Below are 19,578 nucleotides of genomic sequence, written 5' to 3' on the forward strand. Positions count from 1 at the left end.
AATGTGCAATGTTTAGAAAATCGTAATATTGTAGCATGCAAAAAGAGAAGGCGAAGGAACGGATCATATTGGGTATAGACCCGGGCACAGTAGTGCTAGGATATGGTATTGTTAAGGAAGTAGGCAAAAAGATCAGTTTGGTGACTTTGGGTGTCATTAAAATGGGGCATTTGGATGATCATGGTCTAAAACTACAACGCATCTTCAAGAAGACTTCAGCTTTAATCGAACAATACAACCCGGACTGTGTGGCTTTAGAAGCACCTTTCTATGGGAAGAATATCCAAGTGATGCTCAAATTGGGACGAGCACAAGGTGTTGCGATGGCTGCAGCATTAAATTCAGATATCCCCATCTTTGAGTACTCACCTCGGAAAATAAAACAATCTGTAACTGGAAATGGTAACGCCAGCAAGGAACAGGTAGCTGCGATGTTGCAAACCTTATTAGGTTTTAAAGAGACACCTGAATTCTTAGATGCTACCGACGGCTTGGCTGTTGCTGTATGTCATTCTTTCCAACAAAACAGCAGTGCAGCTGGTAAATCCTATTCGGGCTGGGAAGCCTTTGTCAAGGATAATCAAAAGCGTGTAAAATAAAAGAACACCTACAGCTGTACTTGGCGAATCACGTTCTTGACATTTAACTCAATGATATCCGTCATGGATTTACATTGTTGGTAATGCTCATTGTTGTAATATTTCGCGTAGCTCTCTTTTAAACGTTGTATGTTTTCTGGGGTTGACAGTTGTTGAGTCTTGGAAGCATCACGAAGGTCTTTAATCCGATGCCTTTCACTTCGAACACGATGCACGATGGATGATCGCTCTTCTTGTTGGTATTGCAAAACGGTTTTTTCATTGAGGTGCTCCATGGACATTTTTACGTAGGGCAAATTCTCTTTGAAAAACTGCGGCATATAGACTTTAATATTTCCCTCATAAAATTGCTGATCAAAGTCGATAGCGCGAATTCTAAACTGAAAATCATCAAAGTCTGGTGTTATCTGCATGACGAAATTATAAGCGCGCATATCGCCCAACATGGAGATGATGCAACGTTCATTAAACTTGACAAACTCCTTAGCAATCCTGGTTTGATTATAGTCAGGTGAAAAGATACGATCCTTACTAAACACATCCCCCGGAATACCGACAATATGTTCTTCAACAAGGGTGTCTAAATCGTAGATATAGTTCACCTGATTAGGAGAGAGGATTTCCTCCAGTTCCAGACCATAAATACGGGATGCATCGGCCTGTTTGATGTAGAAATAATCGTAGACATCATTGAGGCGATTAACGATTTTGATTCGAAACGGATGGGTATTGCCAAAGGCACAAAATTCAATTTTTTCGATTACCTTATGTTGTACGATTCGAGTATTGCCAGATGCCTTCAGTTGCGCATAGACAATTTTCAATTGATCATAGAGTTGATCTTGCACATGAGGTGGATATAATGGAATTTCCCAAAGGGTATCAACACCATTTTTATCAACAGAGGGGATGGTCTCATGAAAATTGAGAAGATCCCGATAGGCCAACGGTAACTTGGCATCTCTTTGATATGCCTTCAGATATTTATGAAGACCAGGGCCTACTGGAAAAATGGGTTTTTTACGGGAAATCTTTACATCATCTTCTGTCATAGCGCATTGCTTAGGGTAATCCGAAAGTACAAAATTAATGAGGAAAATTTTGTTGGAAAAAGATAATGTAAAAATGTCAAAAAAAATGACAATATTTTATCAATTGATTATTAATATACCAAAGAATGTTATTATTTTTGAAAAATTACGAATAACCTATGAATACCGGTTGCGAATAATTTGAAGGAAGCCCCTCGGGCGAGGAGCTTCAATTCATTTCCAATTATAATTCTATGTTATTTTGAAGGGATAAAGATGAAGAATCAATAATAAATTCCTCATTTTATTAAAACAAATTTATAATTTTAGACAAAATATTTAAAATACCTCTTTATTTTTTAGATATTTTTAAAAATAGACCATTTTAATTACAAGTAAACACCATTTTTATGGAGAAAAACTATTCAAATTACGATTTAGATAACCTAGATGTCCAAATTTTATCCATCCTGATGGAAGATGCAAGCATCCCATATACCGAGATTGCGAAGAAATTGATTGTTTCCGGCGGAACCATCCATGTTCGCATGAAAAAGATGGAAGAATTAGGCATTATCAAAGGATCTAATCTAATTATCAACCCGCAGAAGGTTGGTTTTGATATTACTGCCTTTTTAGGTATTTATTTGGAGAAAGGATCACAATATGCAGATGCTGTAGAACAGTTAAAACAAGTTAAAGAAGTAGTAGAGCTTCATTATTGTACTGGTCAGTACAGTGCATTTGCAAAAATCGTATGCCGTGACACCTCTCACTTAAGAAAAGTTCTGAACGAAGATATACAAGGATTAAAAGGTATTCAACGTACAGAAACCATCATCTCCTTGGAGGAAAGTATAAAAAGACAAATTACCTTATAAAAAAAAGCGCCTAGGCGCTTTTTTTTATGTTATTCTATTTCTTTTATTCCGATTAGTAAGGCAATATAAAAACGAATACCTGCATCTATCTCCTCCAGGTAAATGAATTCATTGGCTGTATGTGATCTTGCGGAATCGCCAGGTCCTACTTTAATGGAAGGAATGGGTAATAAAGCTTGATCACTCATCGTAGGACTACCATAGGTTTTCTTGCCTAAGGCAATTCCAGATTGAACAACTGGATGGTTCAGAGGAATGGAAGATGGATTCAAACGTGTAGACCGTGCCTGTACATTTGATTTCACATGTGATTGAATGATTTCCAATACTTCTAGATTGCTGTAGACATCCGTCGTACGAACATCGACCACATATTTGCAAGACGCTGGTACTACATTATGTTGTGACCCTGACTCTATCATGGTAACACTCATTTTAACAGGCCCTAAGAATTCAGACTGCTTTGGAAATTGATACGTACGAAACCATTGTATATCATCCATAGTTTGATAAATCGCATTCACACCTTCATTTCTTGCGGCATGACCAGATTCACCTATTGCCTCGCAATCCAAGACCATTAGTCCTTTCTCAGCTATCGCCAGTTCCAACAAGGTAGGTTCTCCAACGATGGCAAATGAACAAGCTGGAATATGTTTATAAGCCTCCTCTATTCCTTGTTTGCCAGACACCTCTTCTTCTGCAGATGCAATAAGACAAAGATTAAATGGTAATTCCTCTTCGTTATAAAAATAACAGAAGCAGGCAATTAAGGACACCAAACATCCACCAGCATCATTACTGCCTAATCCATATAACTTTCCATCACTAATACTTGCTGTAAAAGGATCATTGGTATAACCTGGATTTGGTTTTACCGTGTCGTGATGGGAGTTTAGTAGAATGCTAGGCTTATTGGCGGTATAGTGTTTATTGTAAGCAATAACATTATTGCCAATTCGCTCACTGGGAATATGCTTGTCGTTTAAGAATTGTTGAATTAAATCAGCCGTCTTATCCTCTTCCCTACTAAAGGATGGGATTTGGATGAGTGCCTCCAATAATTTGGTGCTATCTGAAACGAGCTGGTTAATATTAGTCATTATATAATCCTCCAGCCTTTTTAGCTGATAATTTAATTCCTTTGATGAAAGCGGAGCTGAAACCATTGTGCTCCATCTCATTTAAGCCTGCAATTGTACAGCCTTTTGGGGAAGTAACTTTATCGATTTCACTTTCCGGATGTGTCTGCAACTGTAAAAGCAGGTCTGCTGCACCTTTAGCGGTCTGTATAGCCATCTTTAAGGCATCATGAGCATGGAAACCTATTTCTACCCCACCTTGGGATGCGGCGCGAATACTGCGCAGGAAAAAGGCGATTCCGCAAGCACACAGCGCTGTAGCAGAAGTCATAAGATCCTCATTGATGACAACCACAGAACCTACCGATTCAAAAATACGGCTCACTTCATCCAATTTATCTTGTGGAGCTTCATCGGTCGCAATACAGGTCATGGATTGTCCAATGGCAATTGCCGTATTGGGCATTGCACGAATAACCACCTTATCCGTTCCTAACACTTCTTTCATGTCCATACAGGTAACACCTGAGGCTACTGAAATAATGGTTTGATTGGGTTTAAGTACGGGGTAGATCTCCTCCATCACCTTCTTGATCTGTTGGGGCAAAATTGCTAACACAACGAAATCAGCCTTGGCAATGGCGAGTTTGTTCTGATCACTGACTTGAAATCCCATAGCCTTTTCCTCTTCCAAGGAAGCTAGATTTCGACGTGTAATGCAGATGGATTGGGCGTCACAATACCCAGATTTCACTAGACCTTTGGCTAATGATAATCCAATGTTTCCACCTCCGATAATGGTTATTCTATTCATGGTTTGTAGGATTTAGGCAATCAAACAAGTTCCGAATTTCCGTTGCTGGAAGAGATGAAGGTTATTAGCATGTCCAATGTATACATTGCTTACCCCTCTTGATATGGCTTCAAAAGCATTGTATAATTTAGGAATCATACCATCGTGAATCACTTTGTTCTCTTTCAATCGTTCGAATTCGGATGATCGTATGGTTTCAATAACCGATTGATCATCTGAAACATCTCTTAAAACCCCATTTTTATCAAAACAGTATATTAAGGATACTTCATAGAAATTGGAAAGGGTTACGGCTAAAGAAGATGCAATGGTATCGGCATTGGTATTCAACAATTGACCATGTCCATTATGGGTAATGGCGGAGAAAACAGGAATAAATTCTGCTTCCAACAGCTTCTTGATTGCAAGACCATCGATGGAGTCTGCCAGGATATCCCCAACAAATCCATAGTCGATCTCGCGTACAGGTCTTTTAACGGCTTTGATGACATTGGCATCTGCTCCGCAAAGACCAATAGCATTGCAATCGTTCTTCTGCAATTCAGCTACGATATTCTTGCTGGTAAGCCCAGCATAGACCATGGTTACCACATCGAGCATGGCAGCATCGGTAATTCTTCTACCTTCAACCATCTTAGCTTCAATGCCCATATCTTGGGCAATACGCGTAGCAATCTTTCCACCGCCGTGTACTAAGATCTTTCTTCCGGGTAATGCTGAGAATTTCTCCAAAAACAGGGATAACTGCTCAGGATCATCAATAACATTCCCTCCAATTTTTATAATATTTAATACAGACATGAATTACTTACTTTTCAAGGATTCCAACATTCTTTTCAACACCACCTGTGCAGCCCACACCCGATTGCTGGCTTCTTTAATTACCAAGGAATTTGGTCCGTCTAAAATCTCAGATGACAATTCCAGATCACGACGTACCGGAAGGCAATGCATGATCTTAGCATCATTGGTGATTTTTAATTTCTCATTATCCATCATCCAATTTTCATTTACAGGATACACTTCCCCATATTCTTTAAAGGAGGACCAGTTTTTTACATAGACAAAATCAGCATCTTGCAATGCTTCTTCTAAGTTATTCGTAATAGTGGCTCCATTCGTAAACTCCTCACTTAACTCGTAACCTGCTGGTTGTGCGATTGTAAAATCAAGCAAATTCTCCTCTTGCGCTTTACTCATCCATTCTGCGAAAGAATTTGGCACCGCTTGAGGTAAGGCCTTAACATGAGGTGCCCATGCCAAAACAACCTTGGGTTTATCTTTCTTTTTATACTCCGTAATGGTGATTAAATCCGTCAAACTTTGAAGCGGGTGTCTTGTCGCACTTTCTAAAGATACTACAGGTACAGCGCAATATTTGATGAATTTATTGAATAAATCTTCAGAATAATCTGCTTCTTTATCTTTCAGGGAAGGGAATGATCTTAATCCTAAGATATCACAATATTCGCCCATTACAGCAGCTGCTTCACGAATGTGCTCTACAGTCGTACCGTTCATCACTACGCCATCACGTGTTTCAAGCGCCCAGCCGTCTTTATCCATGTTCATGACCATAACGTTCATACCAAGGTTCATGGCGGCCTTCTGCGTGCTTAAACGCGTACGTAGGGATGGATTTAAGAACACAAGACCCAAAGTCTTATGTTTTCCTAATTCTTCTAAAGCATTTGGATTTGCTTTTTGCGATAATGCTTCAGCTACGATCTCCTTTAAATTAGTGACATCAGCTACGGAAAAAAACTTCTTCATAGATATAAATAATAGGATAAGTCTTAAGCTTTTAATCTTTCATTAAAAGCTGTTAAAAAACGATCTGCTATTTCTTTGGTAATATTTAGTGCAGGCAATAAGCGAATAACATTAGGTTTTGCTTCGCCTGTGAAAATCTTGTTTATCATCAATAAGTCTTTCTTCACATGACTTAATTCAGTCGGAAGTTCAATACCGATCATAAGCCCCCTACCACGTACCTCTAAGACTTTATCAAATTTCTTCAATTCCTCAATTAGATAGGATCCTACTTGTGCAGCATTCTCCATTAAATTGTCTTGTTTCATGACATCCAACACAGCAACTGCAGCAGCACATGCTAAATGGTTACCACCGAAGGTAGTACCCAACATACCAAAAGATGCTTGAAATTTTGGTGAGATGGCTATACCGCCAATTGGAAAACCATTACCCATACCCTTTGCCATGGAATATATATCCGCATTGACTCCAGAATAATCATGGGAGAAGAATGTACCTGTTCTACCATAACCACATTGTACTGAATCCGCGATAAATACCGATCCGTATTGATCGCATAATTGACGAATCAATTTAAGGAAAGGAATAGACGCTTCACGAATACCTCCAACGCCTTGGATACCTTCAATGATAACAGCAGCAATCTCATCGCCATAGGCAGCGAATGCCTGCGTCAAAGCATCTTCATCATTGAATGGTAAGAATACCACATTGTCAGTTTGATTTATCGGTGCAACAATGGCAGAATTGTCGGTAGCTGCAACGGCTAAAGATGTACGTCCATGAAAAGACTTGCTAAAAGCAATCACTTTCTTTCTGTTGGTATGGAAGGAGGCAAGTTTTAGGGCATTTTCATTTGCCTCGGCACCTGAATTACAAAGAAACAAGCTGTAATCAGATTTACCGGAGACATCACCCAATTGACCTGCCAACTGTCGCTGAATTGGAATCAATACGGAGTTTGAATAAAAAGCAATCTTATTTAATTGATTGCTGATAGTCTCCACGTAATGCGGATGCGTATGACCAATAGAAATTACGGCATGTCCGCCATAAAGATCTAAGTATTCATTTCCCTGTTCGTCCCAAACAGCGGATCCTTTAGCTCTAACGATGTTTATTGGAGTTAAGGGATAAACATTAAAAAGTTCCATGGATTTGAGCAATTTATTGAAATAGTTTAGAAGTCCAAATGTACAAATAAAATAAAAATGAGAAGATTAAAAGGCTGTAAAATAAAAAAGTCCTCTTATTTAAGAGGACTTTTTCTATAAATCGAGAATATTATTCATCAACTTTTTTACCACCGTCTAATTCGGCTTTAAGTTTTTCTAATTCTTCGAATTTACCATCTGCAGCTAGTTGTGCTTGTTCAGCCCAAGTAGTAGGATCTGCAGTGTTGAAGTTAGATCCAGCTTCAGTTAAGATTTCTTTAACTTTCTCAGCATCTGTTTTTGCTAATTCAGCGTAAGTACTGATACCTGCAGTTGCTAATACTTCAGCAATTTTAGGACCGATACCTTCAACGATTGTTAAATCGTCAGTAGCTGTTGTTGTAGCAGCAGCCTCAGCTTTAGGCTGATCAGCTTTTTTCTTAGTAGCTCCACGACGGCGAGTAGTTTTCTTCTCAGTTTTAGCAGTTTTGCCATAAACTTCGTTGTAATCTACTAATTCAATGAATGCCATCTCCGCGTTATCACCTAAACGGTTTTCCAATTTGATGATACGAGTGTAACCACCTGGACGAGATGCAACTTTCTCAGAAACCTCGCGGAACAAGATAGTAACAGCATCTTTGTCTTTTAAGTAAGCGAATACCGTACGACGTGAGTGAGTAGTGTCGTTTTTAGATTTAGTAATCAAAGGCTCTACATATTTACGTAATGCTTTAGCTTTAGCCAAAGTAGTAGTAATACGTTTGTGTTTGATCAATGACGTCGCCATGTTAGCTAACATCGCCTTACGGTGACTGTCAGTGCGGCCTAAGTGATTAACTTTTTTTCCGTGTCTCATTTTTTTAATTGTTTTTGTGCGTACCGTTCATTTCCAAGTGCTCTTAAGCTACTAATGAGGAATTACGCAACAGGTCGCTTATTATTGTAATTTAAATTATTCTTCGTCTAACTTGTATTTCGCCAAGTTCATACCGAATGATAAACCTTTCGATTTAACCAATTCTTGAATTTCACTCAAAGATTTCTTACCGAAGTTGCGGAATTTCAACATATCAGCTACATCGTAAGTAACCAATTCTGCTAATGTGCGAATATCTGCAGCTTTTAAACAGTTCAATGCACGAACAGAAAGATCTAAATCAACAAGTTCAGTTTTCAAGATCTTACGCATATGTAAAATCTCTTCGTCTACAACTTTAGTTTCTTCTTTAGTTTGAGATTCTAACAACATGTTTTCATCAGAGAATAACATGAAGTGTTGGATAAGGATCTTAGCAGCTTCTTTCAAAGCTTCTTCTGGGTGAATAGAACCATCTGTAGAAATATCTAACAACAATTTCTCGTAGTCAGTTTTTTGTTCTACACGGTAGTTTTCAATGGTGTATTTAACATTCTTGATCGGTGTATAAATCGAATCAATTGCGATCATACCTACTGGACCATCAGTTACCTTGTTCTCTTCCGCATTTACATATCCACGACCCTTAGCTACAGCTAGCTCAACTTCAACAGTTACCGAGCTATCCATGTTACAAATAACCAATTCAGGGTTTAGAACTGAGAAGTTGTTGGAGAATTTCGTGATATCACCGGCAGTGAATTGATCTTGGCCATTGATAACTACAAAGATCTTCTCGCTATCGCCTTGCTCACCAGATTTCTTAAAACGAACTTGTTTCAAGTTTAAGATGATCTCCGTAACGTCTTCTACTACACCTTTAATGGTAGAGAATTCGTGCGATACGCCTGAAAATCTTACCGACGTAATTGCATATCCTTCTAGTGAGGACAATAAAATACGGCGTAAAGCATTACCAATAGTTACTCCAAAACCTGGCTCTAATGGACGAAATTCGAAGGTACCATCAAAATCTGTAGATTTCTGCATGATAACTTTATCCGGTCTTTGAAATGCTAAAATTGCCATTTATGTTCTTTTAAGTTTGTTACTATATGAGAAAAATAACAACATGCATAGCTTAGCCAATGCATGTTGTTATTGATTATTATTTAGAGTATAACTCTACAATTAAGTTTTCTTTAATGTTCTCAGGAATATCAACGCGCTCAGGGTAGCTTAAGAAAGTACCTTTTAGCTCATTTGCATTCCACTCTAACCAACCGTATTTGTTGATTTTTCTTCCAGCTACCGAGTTAGTGATAGCCTCAAGAGATTGAGAGCGCTCGCGTACAGCGATTACATCGCCTGGACGTACACTATATGATGGAATGTTAACAACATTGCCGTTAACAGTAATGTGCTTGTGGGAAACTAATTGACGAGCAGCAGAACGCGTAGGAGCAATTCCTAAACGGTAAACGATGTTATCTAAACGTGCTTCTAATAATTTCAAGAAGTTTTCACCTGTAACACCTTGTTTAGCTGCCGCTTTAACAAATAGGTTAGCGAACTGACGCTCTAAAACGCCATAAGTGTATTTCGCTTTTTGTTTTTCTAACAACTGAATTGCGTATTCAGATTGTTTACCTCTTCTTTTAGATGGTCCATGTTGACCAGGAGGGTAGTTTTTCTTTTCTAAAGCCTTATCTGGGCCGAAAATTGGCTCTCTAAATTTACGAGCTATTTTGGACTTAGGTCCTGTATATCTTGCCATTTCTTGTGCTGTTTGAAGTATCTATCAGCCTATAGCTGATGAATCTTATCTTAAACAATAATGTTATTAAACTCTTCTGCGTTTTGGAGGACGACAACCGTTGTGAGGAAGTGGAGTAATATCCTTAATGGTTGTTACATCGATACCAATAGTTTGCAATGAACGGATTGCCGACTCACGTCCAGCACCCGGACCTTTTACGAAAACTTCAACTTTACGTAATCCTAAGTCGTATGCAACTTTACCACAGTCGTTAGCAGCTTGTGAAGCAGCGTAAGGAGTGTTCTTTTTAGAACCCTTGAAGCCCATTTTACCAGCTGATGACCATGAAATTGTTTGACCTTGATTATTCGTCAAAGTTACGATGATGTTGTTAAAAGTAGCGTTGATATGAGCTTGTCCAACAGGCTCGATAACTACGATACGTTTTTTAGTAACTTTTTTACTTTTAGCCATTTCTTACTTATTATTTAGTAGCTTTTTTCTTGTTTGCAACTGTCTTACGTTTCCCTTTTCTGGTACGTGAGTTGTTCTTAGTACGTTGTCCACGAACTGGAAGGTGCTTACGATGACGTAATCCACGGTAACATCCAATATCCATCAAACGTTTAATGTTCAATTGTACTTCAGAACGTAATGCTCCTTCTACTTTGATCTCATCATTGATGATAGTACGAATAGCTGATAACTGATCGTCATCCCATTCTTGAACCTTAACGTCTTCACTGATGCCTGCTTTCTCTAGGATATAAGCAGCAGTGGAACGACCAATACCAAAAATATAGGTAAGGCCAATAACACCTCTTTTGTTTTTAGGTAAATCTATACCTGCGATCCTTGCCATATAATATCTTAAGCGATTATGTTAAAATTAACCCTGACGTTGTTTAAACTTTGGGTTCTTTTTATTGATTACGAAAACTTTTCCTTTGCGACGGATGATCTTACAATCCGCACTACGTTTTTTAATTGATGCTCTAACTTTCATCTTGAGTTATTTTTTAAAAAGCTATTTCGAAGAAACTACGTCTTATTTATAGCGGTATGTAATTCTTCCTTTTGTTAAATCATAAGGAGACATTTCCAATTTTACTTTGTCTCCAGGTAAAATCTTGATATAATGCATACGCATTTTACCAGAAATATGCGCAATGATCTCATGCCCATTCTCTAATTCTACGCGAAACATGGCATTCGAAAGCGCTTCTTTGATGATGCCGTCTTGTTCTATTGAGGCTTGTTTAGCCATATATACCTTATTATTTTATGTATTAACCCGCAAACAGGAGTGCAAAGATAAATAAAAATAATTGAAAACCAACTACTTTTTATCCAAAACTTTCTCTATTGCTTCAAAATTCAATAACACGTCTGGGACGCCTTTTCGGATGGCAACCATCTGCTCAAAATGTGCCGACAGCTTCCCATCAACTGTACTTACCGTCCATCCATCATCCCAAAACTTAACACCACTCTTTCCCGCGTTGATCATCGGCTCGATACAAATCACCAAACCTTCTTCCAACTTAGGACCAGAACCGCGTTTTCCATAATTTGGAACTTCTGGTTTTTCATGTAAGTGAAAACCTACCCCGTGTCCAACCAATTCACGAACGATGCCGTACTTGTATGGAGCAACGTATTCCTGAACAGCAGAAGAAATATCTCCTACACGTTTTCCTGCAACTGCTTGTTCAATACCGGCATACAAGGACGCCTTAGTAACATCAAGCAATTGTTGTGCTTCCGCACTAATTTCGCCAACAGCAAAAGTATAAGCAGAATCACTGATGAATCCATTCAGATCCACCCCCCCATCTACTGAAACAATATCCCCATCTTTTAACACATAATCACTTGGGAAACCATGAACGATTTGATCGTTTACAGAAATACACAAGGAGTATGGGAAACCATGATAGTTCAAAAATGCTGGAGTTCCTTTATGATCTTTAATGAAATCATAAGCAAACTTGTCAAGTGAAAGCGTTGTAATACCAGGCTTCACCAAGCCAGCAATTTCAGCAAGCAATTGCGAGAGTACATCTGCTGACTCTCGCACTTGCTCAATTTCTTCTACTGTTTTATAATATACTTTCGACATCCGAATTATAATGCTGATTGATCGTAGCCCTCAACTGTTGTTGCTGTACTTCTTCCTTTCACACGACCTGTCTTCATCAATCCATCATAGTGACGCATTAACAAATGTGATTCAATCTGCTGAATGGTATCCAATACAACACCTACTAAGATTAATAGGGAAGTACCACCATAGAAGTGTGCAAATTGGTTGTTCACACCAAACAAGGTTGCAATAGCTGGAAGGATAGCGATGATCGCTACGAAAATTGCACCAGGGAATGTAATATGAGATATTACGTTATCAATAAATAAGTTTGTCTCATAGCCCGGTTTAACACCTGGAATGAAACCTCCGTTTTTCTTCATGTCTTCAGACATCTGCTGAGGGTTCACCATAATCGCGGTATAGAAGAATGTAAATGCGATGATCAGCAAAGCAAATACAACGTTATACGTCACGGATGTATAGTTACTCAAAGACGTTAGGAAGTCTGATTGCACATTCGGAAAGAACTGCGTTAAAGACATAGGCAAAAACATAATTGCCTGAGCAAAGATAATTGGCATTACACCGGCAGCATTTACCTTTAATGGAATATACTGACGAACTCCACCGATCTGTTTGTTACCAACAATTTTCTTAGCGTATTGTACAGGGATCTTACGAACACCTTGTACAATTAAGATCGTAAAGATCACGACAAAGAATAAAGCAACAAATTCTAATAACAATGGAATTGGACCACCACCTGAAGGGCTCATACGAGATGCCCACTCAGAAGTAATACCTGCTGGTAATTGCGCGATGATACCCGCCATAATGATTAGGGAGATACCATTTCCAATACCTTTATCGGTAATTTTTTCACCAAGCCACATCACAAACAAAGTACCTGCTGTCAAAACGATAGCGGAAAGGATAGAGAACATCGGGTCAGCGATTGTTTTAGCTTCAGGACCGATTTGGGTCTTCACATAAGCAATTGCTTGAACTAATGTAATTGCTACTGTTAGGTAACGTGTAATCTGCGTCATTTTCTTACGACCAGATTCTCCTTCTTTCTGCATCTTTTGGAAGGCAGGGACAGCAATCCCCAATAGCTGCACAACGATAGATGCGGAGATGTAAGGCATTACCCCTAACGCAAAAATTGCCGCACGAGAGAATGAACCCCCAGCGAACATATTGATTAGGTTTAGAATGTCATTACCACCCTCCTTATGTTGTACCAGTGCGTCTGGATTTACACCTGGTAGAACCACGTGACATCCGACACGATATATTAAAAGAAAAAGTAACGTATTAAGAATACGATTACGTAGTTCTTCTATCTTCCATATATTGGTTAAGGTTGTGATTAGTTTCTTCATGTAGTATTACAATTTTACGATAGAACCGCCTGCTGCTTCAATAGCTTTTTGAGCTGAAGCGGAAAATGCATGTGCTTTCACTTCTACTTTAGCAGTGAACTCGCCACGACCTAAGATCTTGATGATGTCATTCTTAGATACTAAACCGTGAGTTCTTAATGCATCAAAGTCAACTGAAGTCAAGTTGTATTTCTCTACTAAACCTTGTAATACATCTAGGTTGATACCTACGTACTCTACACGGTTATGGTTTTTGAAACCAAACTTAGGCACACGACGTTGCAAAGGCATTTGACCACCTTCGAAACCAATCTTAGTCGAATTACCAGAACGAGATCCAGCACCTTTGTGACCGCGAGTGGAAGTACCACCACGACCAGATCCTTGACCACGACCAATACGTTTTCTGCTTTTTGTTGAACCAGCTGCTGGTTTTAAATTACTTAAGTTCATTTTTTTGTAAGTTATGTTACCCTTCGCTCTCACTAAACAGGAAATAACAATTTGTAAATAGTATTAACAAAATGGAAAGGATAGTGAGTATCCCTTCCATTTGAGAATTCCTTAGATTGACTCTATAGCAACAAGGTGGTTCACTTTACGAACCATTCCAATGATAGCTGCTGTAGCTTCAACTTCTACTGAGTGGTTGATACGTTTCAAACCTAAAGCCTCAATAGTTTTCTTTTGGCGCTCGCTTCTGTCGATAACGCTCTTTATCTGGGTAATCTTAATTTTTGCCATGATATTAACCGTTAAATACTTTGTTTAAATCGACACCGCGCTGTTGAGCAACTGTGTATGCATCACGCATGCTTGCTAATGCATCAATTGTTGCTTTAACCACGTTGTGTGGGTTAGATGATCCTAATGATTTTGCCAATACGTCTTTGATACCTGCAGACTCTAACACAGCACGCATTGCACCACCTGCTAGAACTCCTGTACCACTTACAGCTGGTTTAATCAAAACTGAACCACCTGAATATTTACCATATTGCTCGTGAGGAACTGTTCCTTTGATAATAGGAACTTTCACAAGATTTTTCTTCGCATCGTCGATACCTTTAGTGATCGCCTCTGTTACCTCTTTAGCTTTTCCTAATCCGTAACCTACGATTCCGTTTTCATCACCAACTACAACGATAGCGGAGAAACTAAATGTACGACCACCTTTAGTTACTTTGGCTACACGTTGGATGCTTACTAAGCGATCTTTTAATTCAATTTCGCTTGATTTTACTCTTTTAATATTGCTTAATGCCATTTTCTAAATTGATTAAAAGTCTAAACCGCCTTCGCGAGCACCATCAGCCAATGATTTAATACGGCCATGGTATAAATACCCGTTACGGTCAAAAACTACTTTGCTAATTCCTGCTGCGATCGCTTTTTCAGCAACCAATTTACCAACAGCTTTAGATTGATCTACTTTGTTTCCTGATGCAGCAAACTCTTTAGAACTTGAAGATGCAGATACTAAAGTTTTACCATTTACATCATCAATGATCTGTGCGTAAATTCCTTTATTACTTCTAAAAACTGTCAAACGTGGACGTTCTGTCGATCCAGCAAGGTGTTTTCTAATTCCTTTTTTGATTCGCTCTCTACGAGCTGATTTAATTCCTGCCATCGTTATTATTTTTTAGCTGATTTACCTGCTTTTCTTCTTAATACTTCACCTGCAAACTTGATACCTTTACCTTTGTACGGCTCTGGCTTACGGAAGCTACGGATTTTAGCCGCTACTTGACCGATCAATTGCTTATCAGTAGACTCCAACGTGATTGTTGGGTTCTTACCTTTTTCAGCAGTTGTAGTTACAGTGATTTCCTTTGGCAATACGAATACAATCTGGTGAGAGAATCCTAAAGTTAATTCTAAAGTATTACCAGTGTTTGAAGCACGGTAACCAACACCCACTAATTCTTGCGTAGTTTTGTACCCTTCGGTTACTCCTACTACCATGTTGTTAATCAACGCACGGTATAAGCCATGTAAGGCTTTGTGTTTCTTTTGTTCTGTAGGACGCGTTACGACGATGTTACCATCTTCTTCTTTAACCGTAATGTCGCGGTCCACTTGTTGTGTTAATTCACCTTTAGGCCCTTTAACAGTGATCAGGTTTTTGTCTGATACTGAAATCGATACTCCCGAAGGGATAGCGATAGGCGCTTTTCCAATTCTTGACATCTTTGTGTTTTTTTCCTAGATTAATAAATGTAACATAAAACCTCGCCACCAACATTCTGAACAGCAGCTTCTTTATCAGACATAACTCCTTTGGAGGTCGATAAAATTGCAATTCCTAATCCGTTCAATACACGAGGTAAGTTGTCAACACTTGCATACTTTCTTAAACCAGGTTTACTCACACGTGTCAATGTGCGAATAGCCGGTACTTTGCTAATTGGGTGGTATTTCAAAGCGATTTTAATCGAACCTTGAGGACCTTCTTCAATAAATTTGTAATTAGCAATGTAACCTTTGTCGAAAAGAACTTTTGTGATTTCTTTTTTAAGGTTCGATGCAGGAATTTCAACAACCCTGTGGTTGGCCTTGATGGCATTCCTTACTCGGGTAAGGTAATCCGCTATTGGATCTGTATTCATTATTGTATTAAATTATGATAACGGTTTCCGATACTAACCTAAGGCTCAGACCTGTTATCTGTTAAAAAATATTGCAATGCAAAAAAAACCCGATAAATCGCTTTTCGCGATTTATCCGGGCAAAAGTATAAATTTTTTATGAATTACCAAGAAGCTTTTTTCACCCCTGGGATTTTTCCATCTAAAGCCATCTCACGGAATGTTACACGAGAGATACCAAATTGACGCATATAACCCTTTGGACGACCAGTTAATTTACAACGATTGTGCAAACGTACTGGAGAAGCATTCTTAGGCAATTTGTCTAATGCAGCGTAATCACCAGCTTCTTTTAAAGCTGCACGTTTCTCTGCAAATTTTGCTACTAATTTCTGACGCTTTACTTCACGCGCCTTGATTCCTTCTTTAGCCATTGTTGTTCGTGTTTTGGTTTTTGAATGGTAAGCCGAATTGTTTCAATAATTCTAATGCCTCAATGTCATTCTTTGCTGAGGTAACAAAAGTGATATCCATACCTTGGATCTTGTTGATCTTGTCAATGTTGATCTCTGGGAAGATGATTTGCTCAGTGATACCTAAGTTATAGTTTCCATGTCCATCAAATCCTTTATCGTTGATTCCACGGAAGTCACGAATACGTGGTAAGGAAACAGCGATCAAACGATCTAAAAATTCGTACATGGTCGTGTCACGCAATGTTACACGTGCTCCGATAGGCATACCTTTACGTAATTTGAAGTTAGAGATATCTTTCTTCGATTTCGTAGGTACTGCTTGCTGACCAGTAATCAATGTCAATTCTGCAATTGCGTTATCGATTAATTTCTTATCAGCTGTTGCAGCTCCGATACCTTGGGAAACAATGATTTTCTCCAGTTTTGGAACTTGCATAACGCTTTTGTACTGAAACTTTTCTTTTAGAGCTGCACGGATCTCATCCGCATATTTGCCCTTCAATCTTGGTGCGTATGTCATTATTTGATTTCCTCCCCTGATTTTTTAGCGTAACGAACTAATTTTCCATCAGCATTAACTTTACGACCTACGCGAGTAGTATTACCCGTTTTAGGATCGATTAAAGCCAAGTTTGAGATGTTGATAGCAGCTTCTTTCTCAATGATACCACCATTAGGATTAGCTGCGCTAGGTTTAGTGTGTTTTTTAACAAGGTTAGCGCCTTCAACTACTGCTCTGTTAGCATCCACTAAAATTTGCAATACTTTTCCTTGAACACCTTTAGAGTTACCAGCGATAACTTTCACTAAATCTCCTCTTTTGATTTTGATTTTGTGCGTAGTTTTTTGTGTTTTCTGTGCCATAATTATAAAACCTCCGGTGCTAGTGATACAATCTTCATGAACTGTTTCTCACGCAACTCTCTAGCTACTGGGCCGAAGATACGTGTTCCGCGTGGTTCATCGTTATTATTTAACAATACTGCAGCGTTGTCATCGAAACGAATGTAAGAACCATCTTTACGACGGATTTCTTTTTTCGTACGAACTACTACAGCTTTAGAAACTGATCCCTTCTTCACGTTTCCAGAAGGTAATGCACTCTTAACGGTAACAACGATTTTATCACCGATTGATGCATAACGCTTGCGCGTTCCGCCCAATACACGGATTACTAAAACTTCTTTAGCACCGCTATTGTCAGCTACATTTAGTCTTGATTCCTGTTGTACCATTATTTAGCCCTTTCTAAAATTTCTACTAATCTCCAGTTCTTAGTTTTACTCAGCGGACGAGTTTCCATAATTAATACCGTATCGCCGATACCGCAGGTATTTGTTTCGTCATGAGCTTTAAATTTAGTAGTTTTCTTAACGAATTTACCATAAATAGGGTGCTTTACTTTACGCTCTACAGCCACTACGATGGATTTGTCCATTTTGTTGCTAACTACCAAGCCGATTCTTGTTTTTCTTAAATTTCTTTCCATTTCGACTTAATTTTTATGCCTCAGAGGCTGTTTCAGATTTTGCTGCATTAGAACGCTTAGAGATCTCAGTAGAGATACGAGCGATAGTCTTGCGAGCTGCTTTGATCACGTTAGGGTTTTCAATAGCAGAAACAGCGTGTGCAAATTTCAATTTGTTTAAGGCAGCTTTCTCTTCTACAAGACGTGCTGATAAATCCTCAGTTGATAATTCTACGATTTCTGAATTTTTCATTTTTCAATTTGTTGTGCCGGGTTATCACCTGGTTTAGAACGCCTTACTGGTAACGGCAGTAAGGCTAAACGTGTGACATTACCGACGATTATTATGCTTCTACGTAGTCTCTACGTATAACAAACTTCGTTTGAACCGGTAATTTTTGAGCAGCTAAGCGTAATGCTTCTTTAGCGATTTCCAATGGAACGCCTTCTGCTTCAAATAACATACGGCCTGGGCGCACTACAGCTACCCAATATTCTGGAGCACCCTTACCTTTACCCATACGTACCTCTGCAGGTTTCTTGGTAACTGGCTTATCAGGGAAAATGCGGATCCATACTTGACCTTCACGTTTCATATAACGTGTTACGGCAATACGAGCTGCCTCAATTTGACGGCTAGTGATCCATGCTGACTCCATTGATTTGATACCGAATGAACCGAAAGCTAATTCCGCTCCGCGTGAAGCATTACCTTTCATGCGGCCCTTCTGCATCTTTCTGAACTTCGTTCTTTTTGGCTGTAACATGTTCGTATTTTATTTAAAATCTGTTTCTACAGACTTATTTTAATCTTCTAATTAATTAATCTCTTTTTCCTCCACGGTTGTTATCGCGACGGCCACCACGGTTGTTGTCACGACGTCCACCACGGTTGTTATCACGACGGTCTGAACCACCTTCGTTTCCACCACGTGATTTCACGTTTGACGCTTGACCGATGTTTGGAGATAAATCTCTCTTACCGTATACTTCTCCTTTACAGATCCATACTTTAACACCGATTTTACCGTAAGTTGTCAATGCTTCTGCTAATGCGTAGTCGATATCTGCACGCAAAGTGTGAAGTGGTGTTCTTCCCTCTTTGTACTGCTCAGTACGTGCCATCTCTGCACCGCCTAAACGACCAGAACACATAACTTTGATACCTTCTGCTCCCATACGCATGGTAGATGCAATCGCAGTCTTCATCGCACGACGGAAAGAAATACGAGCCTCTAATTGCTTAGCAATACCTTCCGCAACTAATTTCGCATCTAATTCTGGACGTTTGATCTCGAAAATGTTGATTTGAACATCTTTCTTAGTTAATTTCTTTAACTCTTCTTTGATCTTATCAACTTCTTGACCACCTTTACCAATCACGATTCCTGGACGTGCAGTGTGGATAGTTACGGTAATACGTTTCAACGTACGCTCAATAACAACCTTCGCTACACCACCTTTCGCGATACGAACGGAAAGATATTTTCTGATTTTTTCGTCTTCAACTAACTTATCAGAATAGTTGTTGCCTCCGAACCAATTAGAATCCCATCCTTTGATGATCCCTAATCTGCTACCTATTGGATTTGCTTTTTGTCCCATTCTTTTATT

The 19,578-nt window shown here is 39.0% G+C and carries 31 protein-coding genes; 2 read left to right on the forward strand and 29 right to left on the reverse strand.

Features of this window, described 5'->3' with window-relative positions; all coding sequences use genetic code 11:
- The first annotated feature begins 35 nt into the window (after positions 1–35).
- Entirely contained in the window at positions 36–599 is a 564-nt protein-coding gene (ruvC, locus tag ABD676_RS12540; RefSeq protein WP_344675037.1) for a crossover junction endodeoxyribonuclease RuvC, read from the forward strand.
- 8 nt (positions 600–607) lie between these two features.
- On the opposite strand, the gene ABD676_RS12545 is transcribed toward ruvC, so the two are convergent.
- The gene (locus ABD676_RS12545; RefSeq protein ID WP_344675038.1) at positions 608–1,651 is read right to left on the reverse strand and encodes a hypothetical protein; all 1,044 of its coding nucleotides are present in this window, start codon (positions 1,649–1,651) and stop codon (positions 608–610) included.
- 389 nt (positions 1,652–2,040) lie between these two features.
- Here ABD676_RS12545 and ABD676_RS12550 point away from each other — a divergent pair, with 389 nt between their 5' ends.
- The gene (locus tag ABD676_RS12550) at positions 2,041–2,511 is read left to right on the forward strand and encodes an Lrp/AsnC ligand binding domain-containing protein (RefSeq protein ID WP_344675039.1); all 471 of its coding nucleotides are present in this window, start codon (positions 2,041–2,043) and stop codon (positions 2,509–2,511) included.
- Positions 2,512–2,540: 29 nt separating this feature from the next.
- Here the strand turns inward: ABD676_RS12550 and ABD676_RS12555 are convergent, their stop codons facing one another.
- The 28 genes from ABD676_RS12555 to rpsC form a co-directional block, all read right to left on the reverse strand.
- Complete coding sequence (locus ABD676_RS12555; protein WP_344675040.1) at positions 2,541–3,614, reverse strand: M20 family metallo-hydrolase; 1,074 nt, start codon at positions 3,612–3,614, stop codon at positions 2,541–2,543.
- Positions 3,607–4,407, reverse strand: a complete 801-nt coding sequence (gene proC, locus ABD676_RS12560; RefSeq protein ID WP_344675041.1) for a pyrroline-5-carboxylate reductase — start codon at positions 4,405–4,407, stop codon at positions 3,607–3,609. The genes ABD676_RS12555 and proC overlap by 8 nt, the downstream gene beginning before the upstream one ends.
- A 12-nt stretch (positions 4,408–4,419) precedes the next feature.
- The gene (gene argB, locus ABD676_RS12565; RefSeq protein ID WP_344675042.1) at positions 4,420–5,208 is read right to left on the reverse strand and encodes an acetylglutamate kinase; all 789 of its coding nucleotides are present in this window, start codon (positions 5,206–5,208) and stop codon (positions 4,420–4,422) included.
- 3 nt (positions 5,209–5,211) lie between these two features.
- On the reverse strand, positions 5,212–6,180 hold the full coding sequence (locus tag ABD676_RS12570; RefSeq protein WP_344675043.1) for a Rossmann-fold NAD(P)-binding domain-containing protein: 969 nt from the start codon (positions 6,178–6,180) through the stop codon (positions 5,212–5,214).
- A gap of 23 nt (positions 6,181–6,203) precedes the next feature.
- Entirely contained in the window at positions 6,204–7,337 is a 1,134-nt protein-coding gene (locus tag ABD676_RS12575) for an aspartate aminotransferase family protein (RefSeq protein WP_344675044.1), read from the reverse strand.
- A gap of 130 nt (positions 7,338–7,467) precedes the next feature.
- Complete coding sequence (gene rplQ / locus ABD676_RS12580) at positions 7,468–8,196, reverse strand: 50S ribosomal protein L17 (RefSeq protein WP_344675045.1); 729 nt, start codon at positions 8,194–8,196, stop codon at positions 7,468–7,470.
- Between the two features lie 96 nt (positions 8,197–8,292).
- Entirely contained in the window at positions 8,293–9,285 is a 993-nt protein-coding gene (locus ABD676_RS12585; protein ID WP_344675046.1) for a DNA-directed RNA polymerase subunit alpha, read from the reverse strand.
- A gap of 79 nt (positions 9,286–9,364) precedes the next feature.
- Entirely contained in the window at positions 9,365–9,973 is a 609-nt protein-coding gene (rpsD, locus tag ABD676_RS12590) for a 30S ribosomal protein S4 (protein ID WP_344675047.1), read from the reverse strand.
- 66 nt (positions 9,974–10,039) lie between these two features.
- A complete protein-coding gene (gene rpsK / locus ABD676_RS12595; protein ID WP_149524846.1) occupies positions 10,040–10,429 on the reverse strand; it encodes a 30S ribosomal protein S11 in 390 nt (129 codons plus the stop codon).
- Positions 10,430–10,439: 10 nt separating this feature from the next.
- A complete protein-coding gene (gene rpsM / locus ABD676_RS12600; RefSeq protein ID WP_344675048.1) occupies positions 10,440–10,817 on the reverse strand; it encodes a 30S ribosomal protein S13 in 378 nt (125 codons plus the stop codon).
- Between the two features lie 27 nt (positions 10,818–10,844).
- Positions 10,845–10,961, reverse strand: a complete 117-nt coding sequence (gene ykgO / locus ABD676_RS12605) for a type B 50S ribosomal protein L36 (RefSeq protein WP_013665024.1) — start codon at positions 10,959–10,961, stop codon at positions 10,845–10,847.
- 42 nt (positions 10,962–11,003) lie between these two features.
- Positions 11,004–11,222 (reverse strand): translation initiation factor IF-1, encoded by a 219-nt coding sequence (gene infA, locus ABD676_RS12610; protein ID WP_021071231.1) that lies wholly within the window; start codon positions 11,220–11,222, stop codon positions 11,004–11,006.
- Positions 11,223–11,294: 72 nt separating this feature from the next.
- On the reverse strand, positions 11,295–12,077 hold the full coding sequence (gene map / locus ABD676_RS12615) for a type I methionyl aminopeptidase (RefSeq protein WP_344675049.1): 783 nt from the start codon (positions 12,075–12,077) through the stop codon (positions 11,295–11,297).
- A gap of 5 nt (positions 12,078–12,082) precedes the next feature.
- Complete coding sequence (gene secY, locus ABD676_RS12620; RefSeq protein ID WP_344675050.1) at positions 12,083–13,429, reverse strand: preprotein translocase subunit SecY; 1,347 nt, start codon at positions 13,427–13,429, stop codon at positions 12,083–12,085.
- 6 nt (positions 13,430–13,435) lie between these two features.
- Positions 13,436–13,882 carry a 50S ribosomal protein L15 gene (gene rplO, locus ABD676_RS12625; RefSeq protein WP_344675051.1) on the reverse strand — a complete coding sequence of 149 codons (447 nt, stop codon included), beginning with the start codon at positions 13,880–13,882 and terminating at the stop codon, positions 13,436–13,438.
- Positions 13,883–13,993: 111 nt separating this feature from the next.
- A complete protein-coding gene (rpmD, locus tag ABD676_RS12630) occupies positions 13,994–14,173 on the reverse strand; it encodes a 50S ribosomal protein L30 (protein ID WP_344675052.1) in 180 nt (59 codons plus the stop codon).
- Between the two features lie 4 nt (positions 14,174–14,177).
- Positions 14,178–14,696, reverse strand: a complete 519-nt coding sequence (gene rpsE, locus ABD676_RS12635; RefSeq protein ID WP_344675053.1) for a 30S ribosomal protein S5 — start codon at positions 14,694–14,696, stop codon at positions 14,178–14,180.
- A 12-nt stretch (positions 14,697–14,708) separates the two neighbouring features.
- Positions 14,709–15,062 (reverse strand): 50S ribosomal protein L18, encoded by a 354-nt coding sequence (gene rplR, locus ABD676_RS12640; protein WP_344675054.1) that lies wholly within the window; start codon positions 15,060–15,062, stop codon positions 14,709–14,711.
- 5 nt (positions 15,063–15,067) lie between these two features.
- Positions 15,068–15,622 (reverse strand): 50S ribosomal protein L6, encoded by a 555-nt coding sequence (gene rplF / locus ABD676_RS12645; RefSeq protein ID WP_344675055.1) that lies wholly within the window; start codon positions 15,620–15,622, stop codon positions 15,068–15,070.
- Between the two features lie 20 nt (positions 15,623–15,642).
- Positions 15,643–16,041, reverse strand: a complete 399-nt coding sequence (rpsH, locus tag ABD676_RS12650; RefSeq protein ID WP_099365470.1) for a 30S ribosomal protein S8 — start codon at positions 16,039–16,041, stop codon at positions 15,643–15,645.
- 143 nt (positions 16,042–16,184) lie between these two features.
- The gene (gene rpsN / locus ABD676_RS12655; protein WP_344675056.1) at positions 16,185–16,454 is read right to left on the reverse strand and encodes a 30S ribosomal protein S14; all 270 of its coding nucleotides are present in this window, start codon (positions 16,452–16,454) and stop codon (positions 16,185–16,187) included.
- Positions 16,447–17,016 carry a 50S ribosomal protein L5 gene (gene rplE, locus ABD676_RS12660; protein WP_344675057.1) on the reverse strand — a complete coding sequence of 190 codons (570 nt, stop codon included), beginning with the start codon at positions 17,014–17,016 and terminating at the stop codon, positions 16,447–16,449. The genes rpsN and rplE overlap by 8 nt, the downstream gene beginning before the upstream one ends.
- A complete protein-coding gene (gene rplX / locus ABD676_RS12665) occupies positions 17,016–17,360 on the reverse strand; it encodes a 50S ribosomal protein L24 (RefSeq protein WP_344675058.1) in 345 nt (114 codons plus the stop codon). Before rplX ends, rplE begins: the two co-directional genes overlap by 1 nt.
- 2 nt (positions 17,361–17,362) lie before the next feature.
- Complete coding sequence (rplN, locus tag ABD676_RS12670) at positions 17,363–17,731, reverse strand: 50S ribosomal protein L14 (RefSeq protein WP_002997484.1); 369 nt, start codon at positions 17,729–17,731, stop codon at positions 17,363–17,365.
- Positions 17,731–17,985 carry a 30S ribosomal protein S17 gene (rpsQ, locus tag ABD676_RS12675; protein WP_099370336.1) on the reverse strand — a complete coding sequence of 85 codons (255 nt, stop codon included), beginning with the start codon at positions 17,983–17,985 and terminating at the stop codon, positions 17,731–17,733. Before rpsQ ends, rplN begins: the two co-directional genes overlap by 1 nt.
- Positions 17,986–17,998: 13 nt before the next feature.
- Positions 17,999–18,217, reverse strand: a complete 219-nt coding sequence (gene rpmC, locus ABD676_RS12680) for a 50S ribosomal protein L29 (protein ID WP_344675059.1) — start codon at positions 18,215–18,217, stop codon at positions 17,999–18,001.
- 91 nt (positions 18,218–18,308) lie between these two features.
- Positions 18,309–18,731, reverse strand: coding sequence for a 50S ribosomal protein L16 (gene rplP / locus ABD676_RS12685; RefSeq protein WP_344675061.1), 423 nt, complete (start codon positions 18,729–18,731; stop codon positions 18,309–18,311).
- A 55-nt stretch (positions 18,732–18,786) separates the two neighbouring features.
- Positions 18,787–19,569, reverse strand: coding sequence for a 30S ribosomal protein S3 (rpsC, locus tag ABD676_RS12690; protein WP_344675063.1), 783 nt, complete (start codon positions 19,567–19,569; stop codon positions 18,787–18,789).
- Positions 19,570–19,578 lie beyond the last annotated feature (9 nt).

Origin of the sequence: Sphingobacterium kyonggiense (assembly GCF_039536825.1) — a bacterium.
GTDB lineage: Bacteria > Bacteroidota > Bacteroidia > Sphingobacteriales > Sphingobacteriaceae > Sphingobacterium > Sphingobacterium kyonggiense.

Bases quoted from the DNA above. Each gene is read 5' to 3' on its own strand.
- ABD676_RS12550 (WP_344675039.1), top strand. From the start codon at position 2,041: ATGGAGAAAAACTATTCAAATTACGATTTAGATAACCTAGATGTCCAA.
- map (WP_344675049.1), bottom strand. From the start codon at position 12,077: ATGTCGAAAGTATATTATAAAACAGTAGAAGAAATTGAGCAAGTGCGA.
- rpsH (WP_099365470.1), bottom strand. From the start codon at position 16,041: ATGAATACAGATCCAATAGCGGATTACCTTACCCGAGTAAGGAATGCC.
- rplP (WP_344675061.1), bottom strand. From the start codon at position 18,731: ATGTTACAGCCAAAAAGAACGAAGTTCAGAAAGATGCAGAAGGGCCGC.
- ABD676_RS12585 (WP_344675046.1), bottom strand. From the start codon at position 9,285: ATGGCAATTTTAGCATTTCAAAGACCGGATAAAGTTATCATGCAGAAA.
- rpsM (WP_344675048.1), bottom strand. From the start codon at position 10,817: ATGGCAAGGATCGCAGGTATAGATTTACCTAAAAACAAAAGAGGTGTT.
- rplR (WP_344675054.1), bottom strand. From the start codon at position 15,062: ATGGCAGGAATTAAATCAGCTCGTAGAGAGCGAATCAAAAAAGGAATT.
- rplE (WP_344675057.1), bottom strand. From the start codon at position 17,016: ATGACATACGCACCAAGATTGAAGGGCAAATATGCGGATGAGATCCGT.
- rplF (WP_344675055.1), bottom strand. From the start codon at position 15,622: ATGTCAAGAATTGGAAAAGCGCCTATCGCTATCCCTTCGGGAGTATCG.
- ABD676_RS12570 (WP_344675043.1), bottom strand. From the start codon at position 6,180: ATGAAGAAGTTTTTTTCCGTAGCTGATGTCACTAATTTAAAGGAGATC.
- infA (WP_021071231.1), bottom strand. From the start codon at position 11,222: ATGGCTAAACAAGCCTCAATAGAACAAGACGGCATCATCAAAGAAGCG.
- ykgO (WP_013665024.1), bottom strand. From the start codon at position 10,961: ATGAAAGTTAGAGCATCAATTAAAAAACGTAGTGCGGATTGTAAGATC.
- rpmC (WP_344675059.1), bottom strand. From the start codon at position 18,217: ATGAAAAATTCAGAAATCGTAGAATTATCAACTGAGGATTTATCAGCA.
- rpsK (WP_149524846.1), bottom strand. From the start codon at position 10,429: ATGGCTAAAAGTAAAAAAGTTACTAAAAAACGTATCGTAGTTATCGAG.
- rplO (WP_344675051.1), bottom strand. From the start codon at position 13,882: ATGAACTTAAGTAATTTAAAACCAGCAGCTGGTTCAACAAAAAGCAGA.
- ABD676_RS12545 (WP_344675038.1), bottom strand. From the start codon at position 1,651: ATGACAGAAGATGATGTAAAGATTTCCCGTAAAAAACCCATTTTTCCA.
- rplX (WP_344675058.1), bottom strand. From the start codon at position 17,360: ATGGCACAGAAAACACAAAAAACTACGCACAAAATCAAAATCAAAAGA.
- rpsD (WP_344675047.1), bottom strand. From the start codon at position 9,973: ATGGCAAGATATACAGGACCTAAGTCCAAAATAGCTCGTAAATTTAGA.
- rplQ (WP_344675045.1), bottom strand. From the start codon at position 8,196: ATGAGACACGGAAAAAAAGTTAATCACTTAGGCCGCACTGACAGTCAC.
- ABD676_RS12575 (WP_344675044.1), bottom strand. From the start codon at position 7,337: ATGGAACTTTTTAATGTTTATCCCTTAACTCCAATAAACATCGTTAGA.
- rplN (WP_002997484.1), bottom strand. From the start codon at position 17,731: ATGGTACAACAGGAATCAAGACTAAATGTAGCTGACAATAGCGGTGCT.
- rpsE (WP_344675053.1), bottom strand. From the start codon at position 14,696: ATGGCATTAAGCAATATTAAAAGAGTAAAATCAAGCGAAATTGAATTA.
- ruvC (WP_344675037.1), top strand. From the start codon at position 36: ATGCAAAAAGAGAAGGCGAAGGAACGGATCATATTGGGTATAGACCCG.
- rpmD (WP_344675052.1), bottom strand. From the start codon at position 14,173: ATGGCAAAAATTAAGATTACCCAGATAAAGAGCGTTATCGACAGAAGC.
- rpsN (WP_344675056.1), bottom strand. From the start codon at position 16,454: ATGGCTAAAGAAGGAATCAAGGCGCGTGAAGTAAAGCGTCAGAAATTA.
- rpsC (WP_344675063.1), bottom strand. From the start codon at position 19,569: ATGGGACAAAAAGCAAATCCAATAGGTAGCAGATTAGGGATCATCAAA.
- argB (WP_344675042.1), bottom strand. From the start codon at position 5,208: ATGTCTGTATTAAATATTATAAAAATTGGAGGGAATGTTATTGATGAT.
- proC (WP_344675041.1), bottom strand. From the start codon at position 4,407: ATGAATAGAATAACCATTATCGGAGGTGGAAACATTGGATTATCATTA.
- secY (WP_344675050.1), bottom strand. From the start codon at position 13,429: ATGAAGAAACTAATCACAACCTTAACCAATATATGGAAGATAGAAGAA.
- ABD676_RS12555 (WP_344675040.1), bottom strand. From the start codon at position 3,614: ATGACTAATATTAACCAGCTCGTTTCAGATAGCACCAAATTATTGGAG.
- rpsQ (WP_099370336.1), bottom strand. From the start codon at position 17,985: ATGGAAAGAAATTTAAGAAAAACAAGAATCGGCTTGGTAGTTAGCAAC.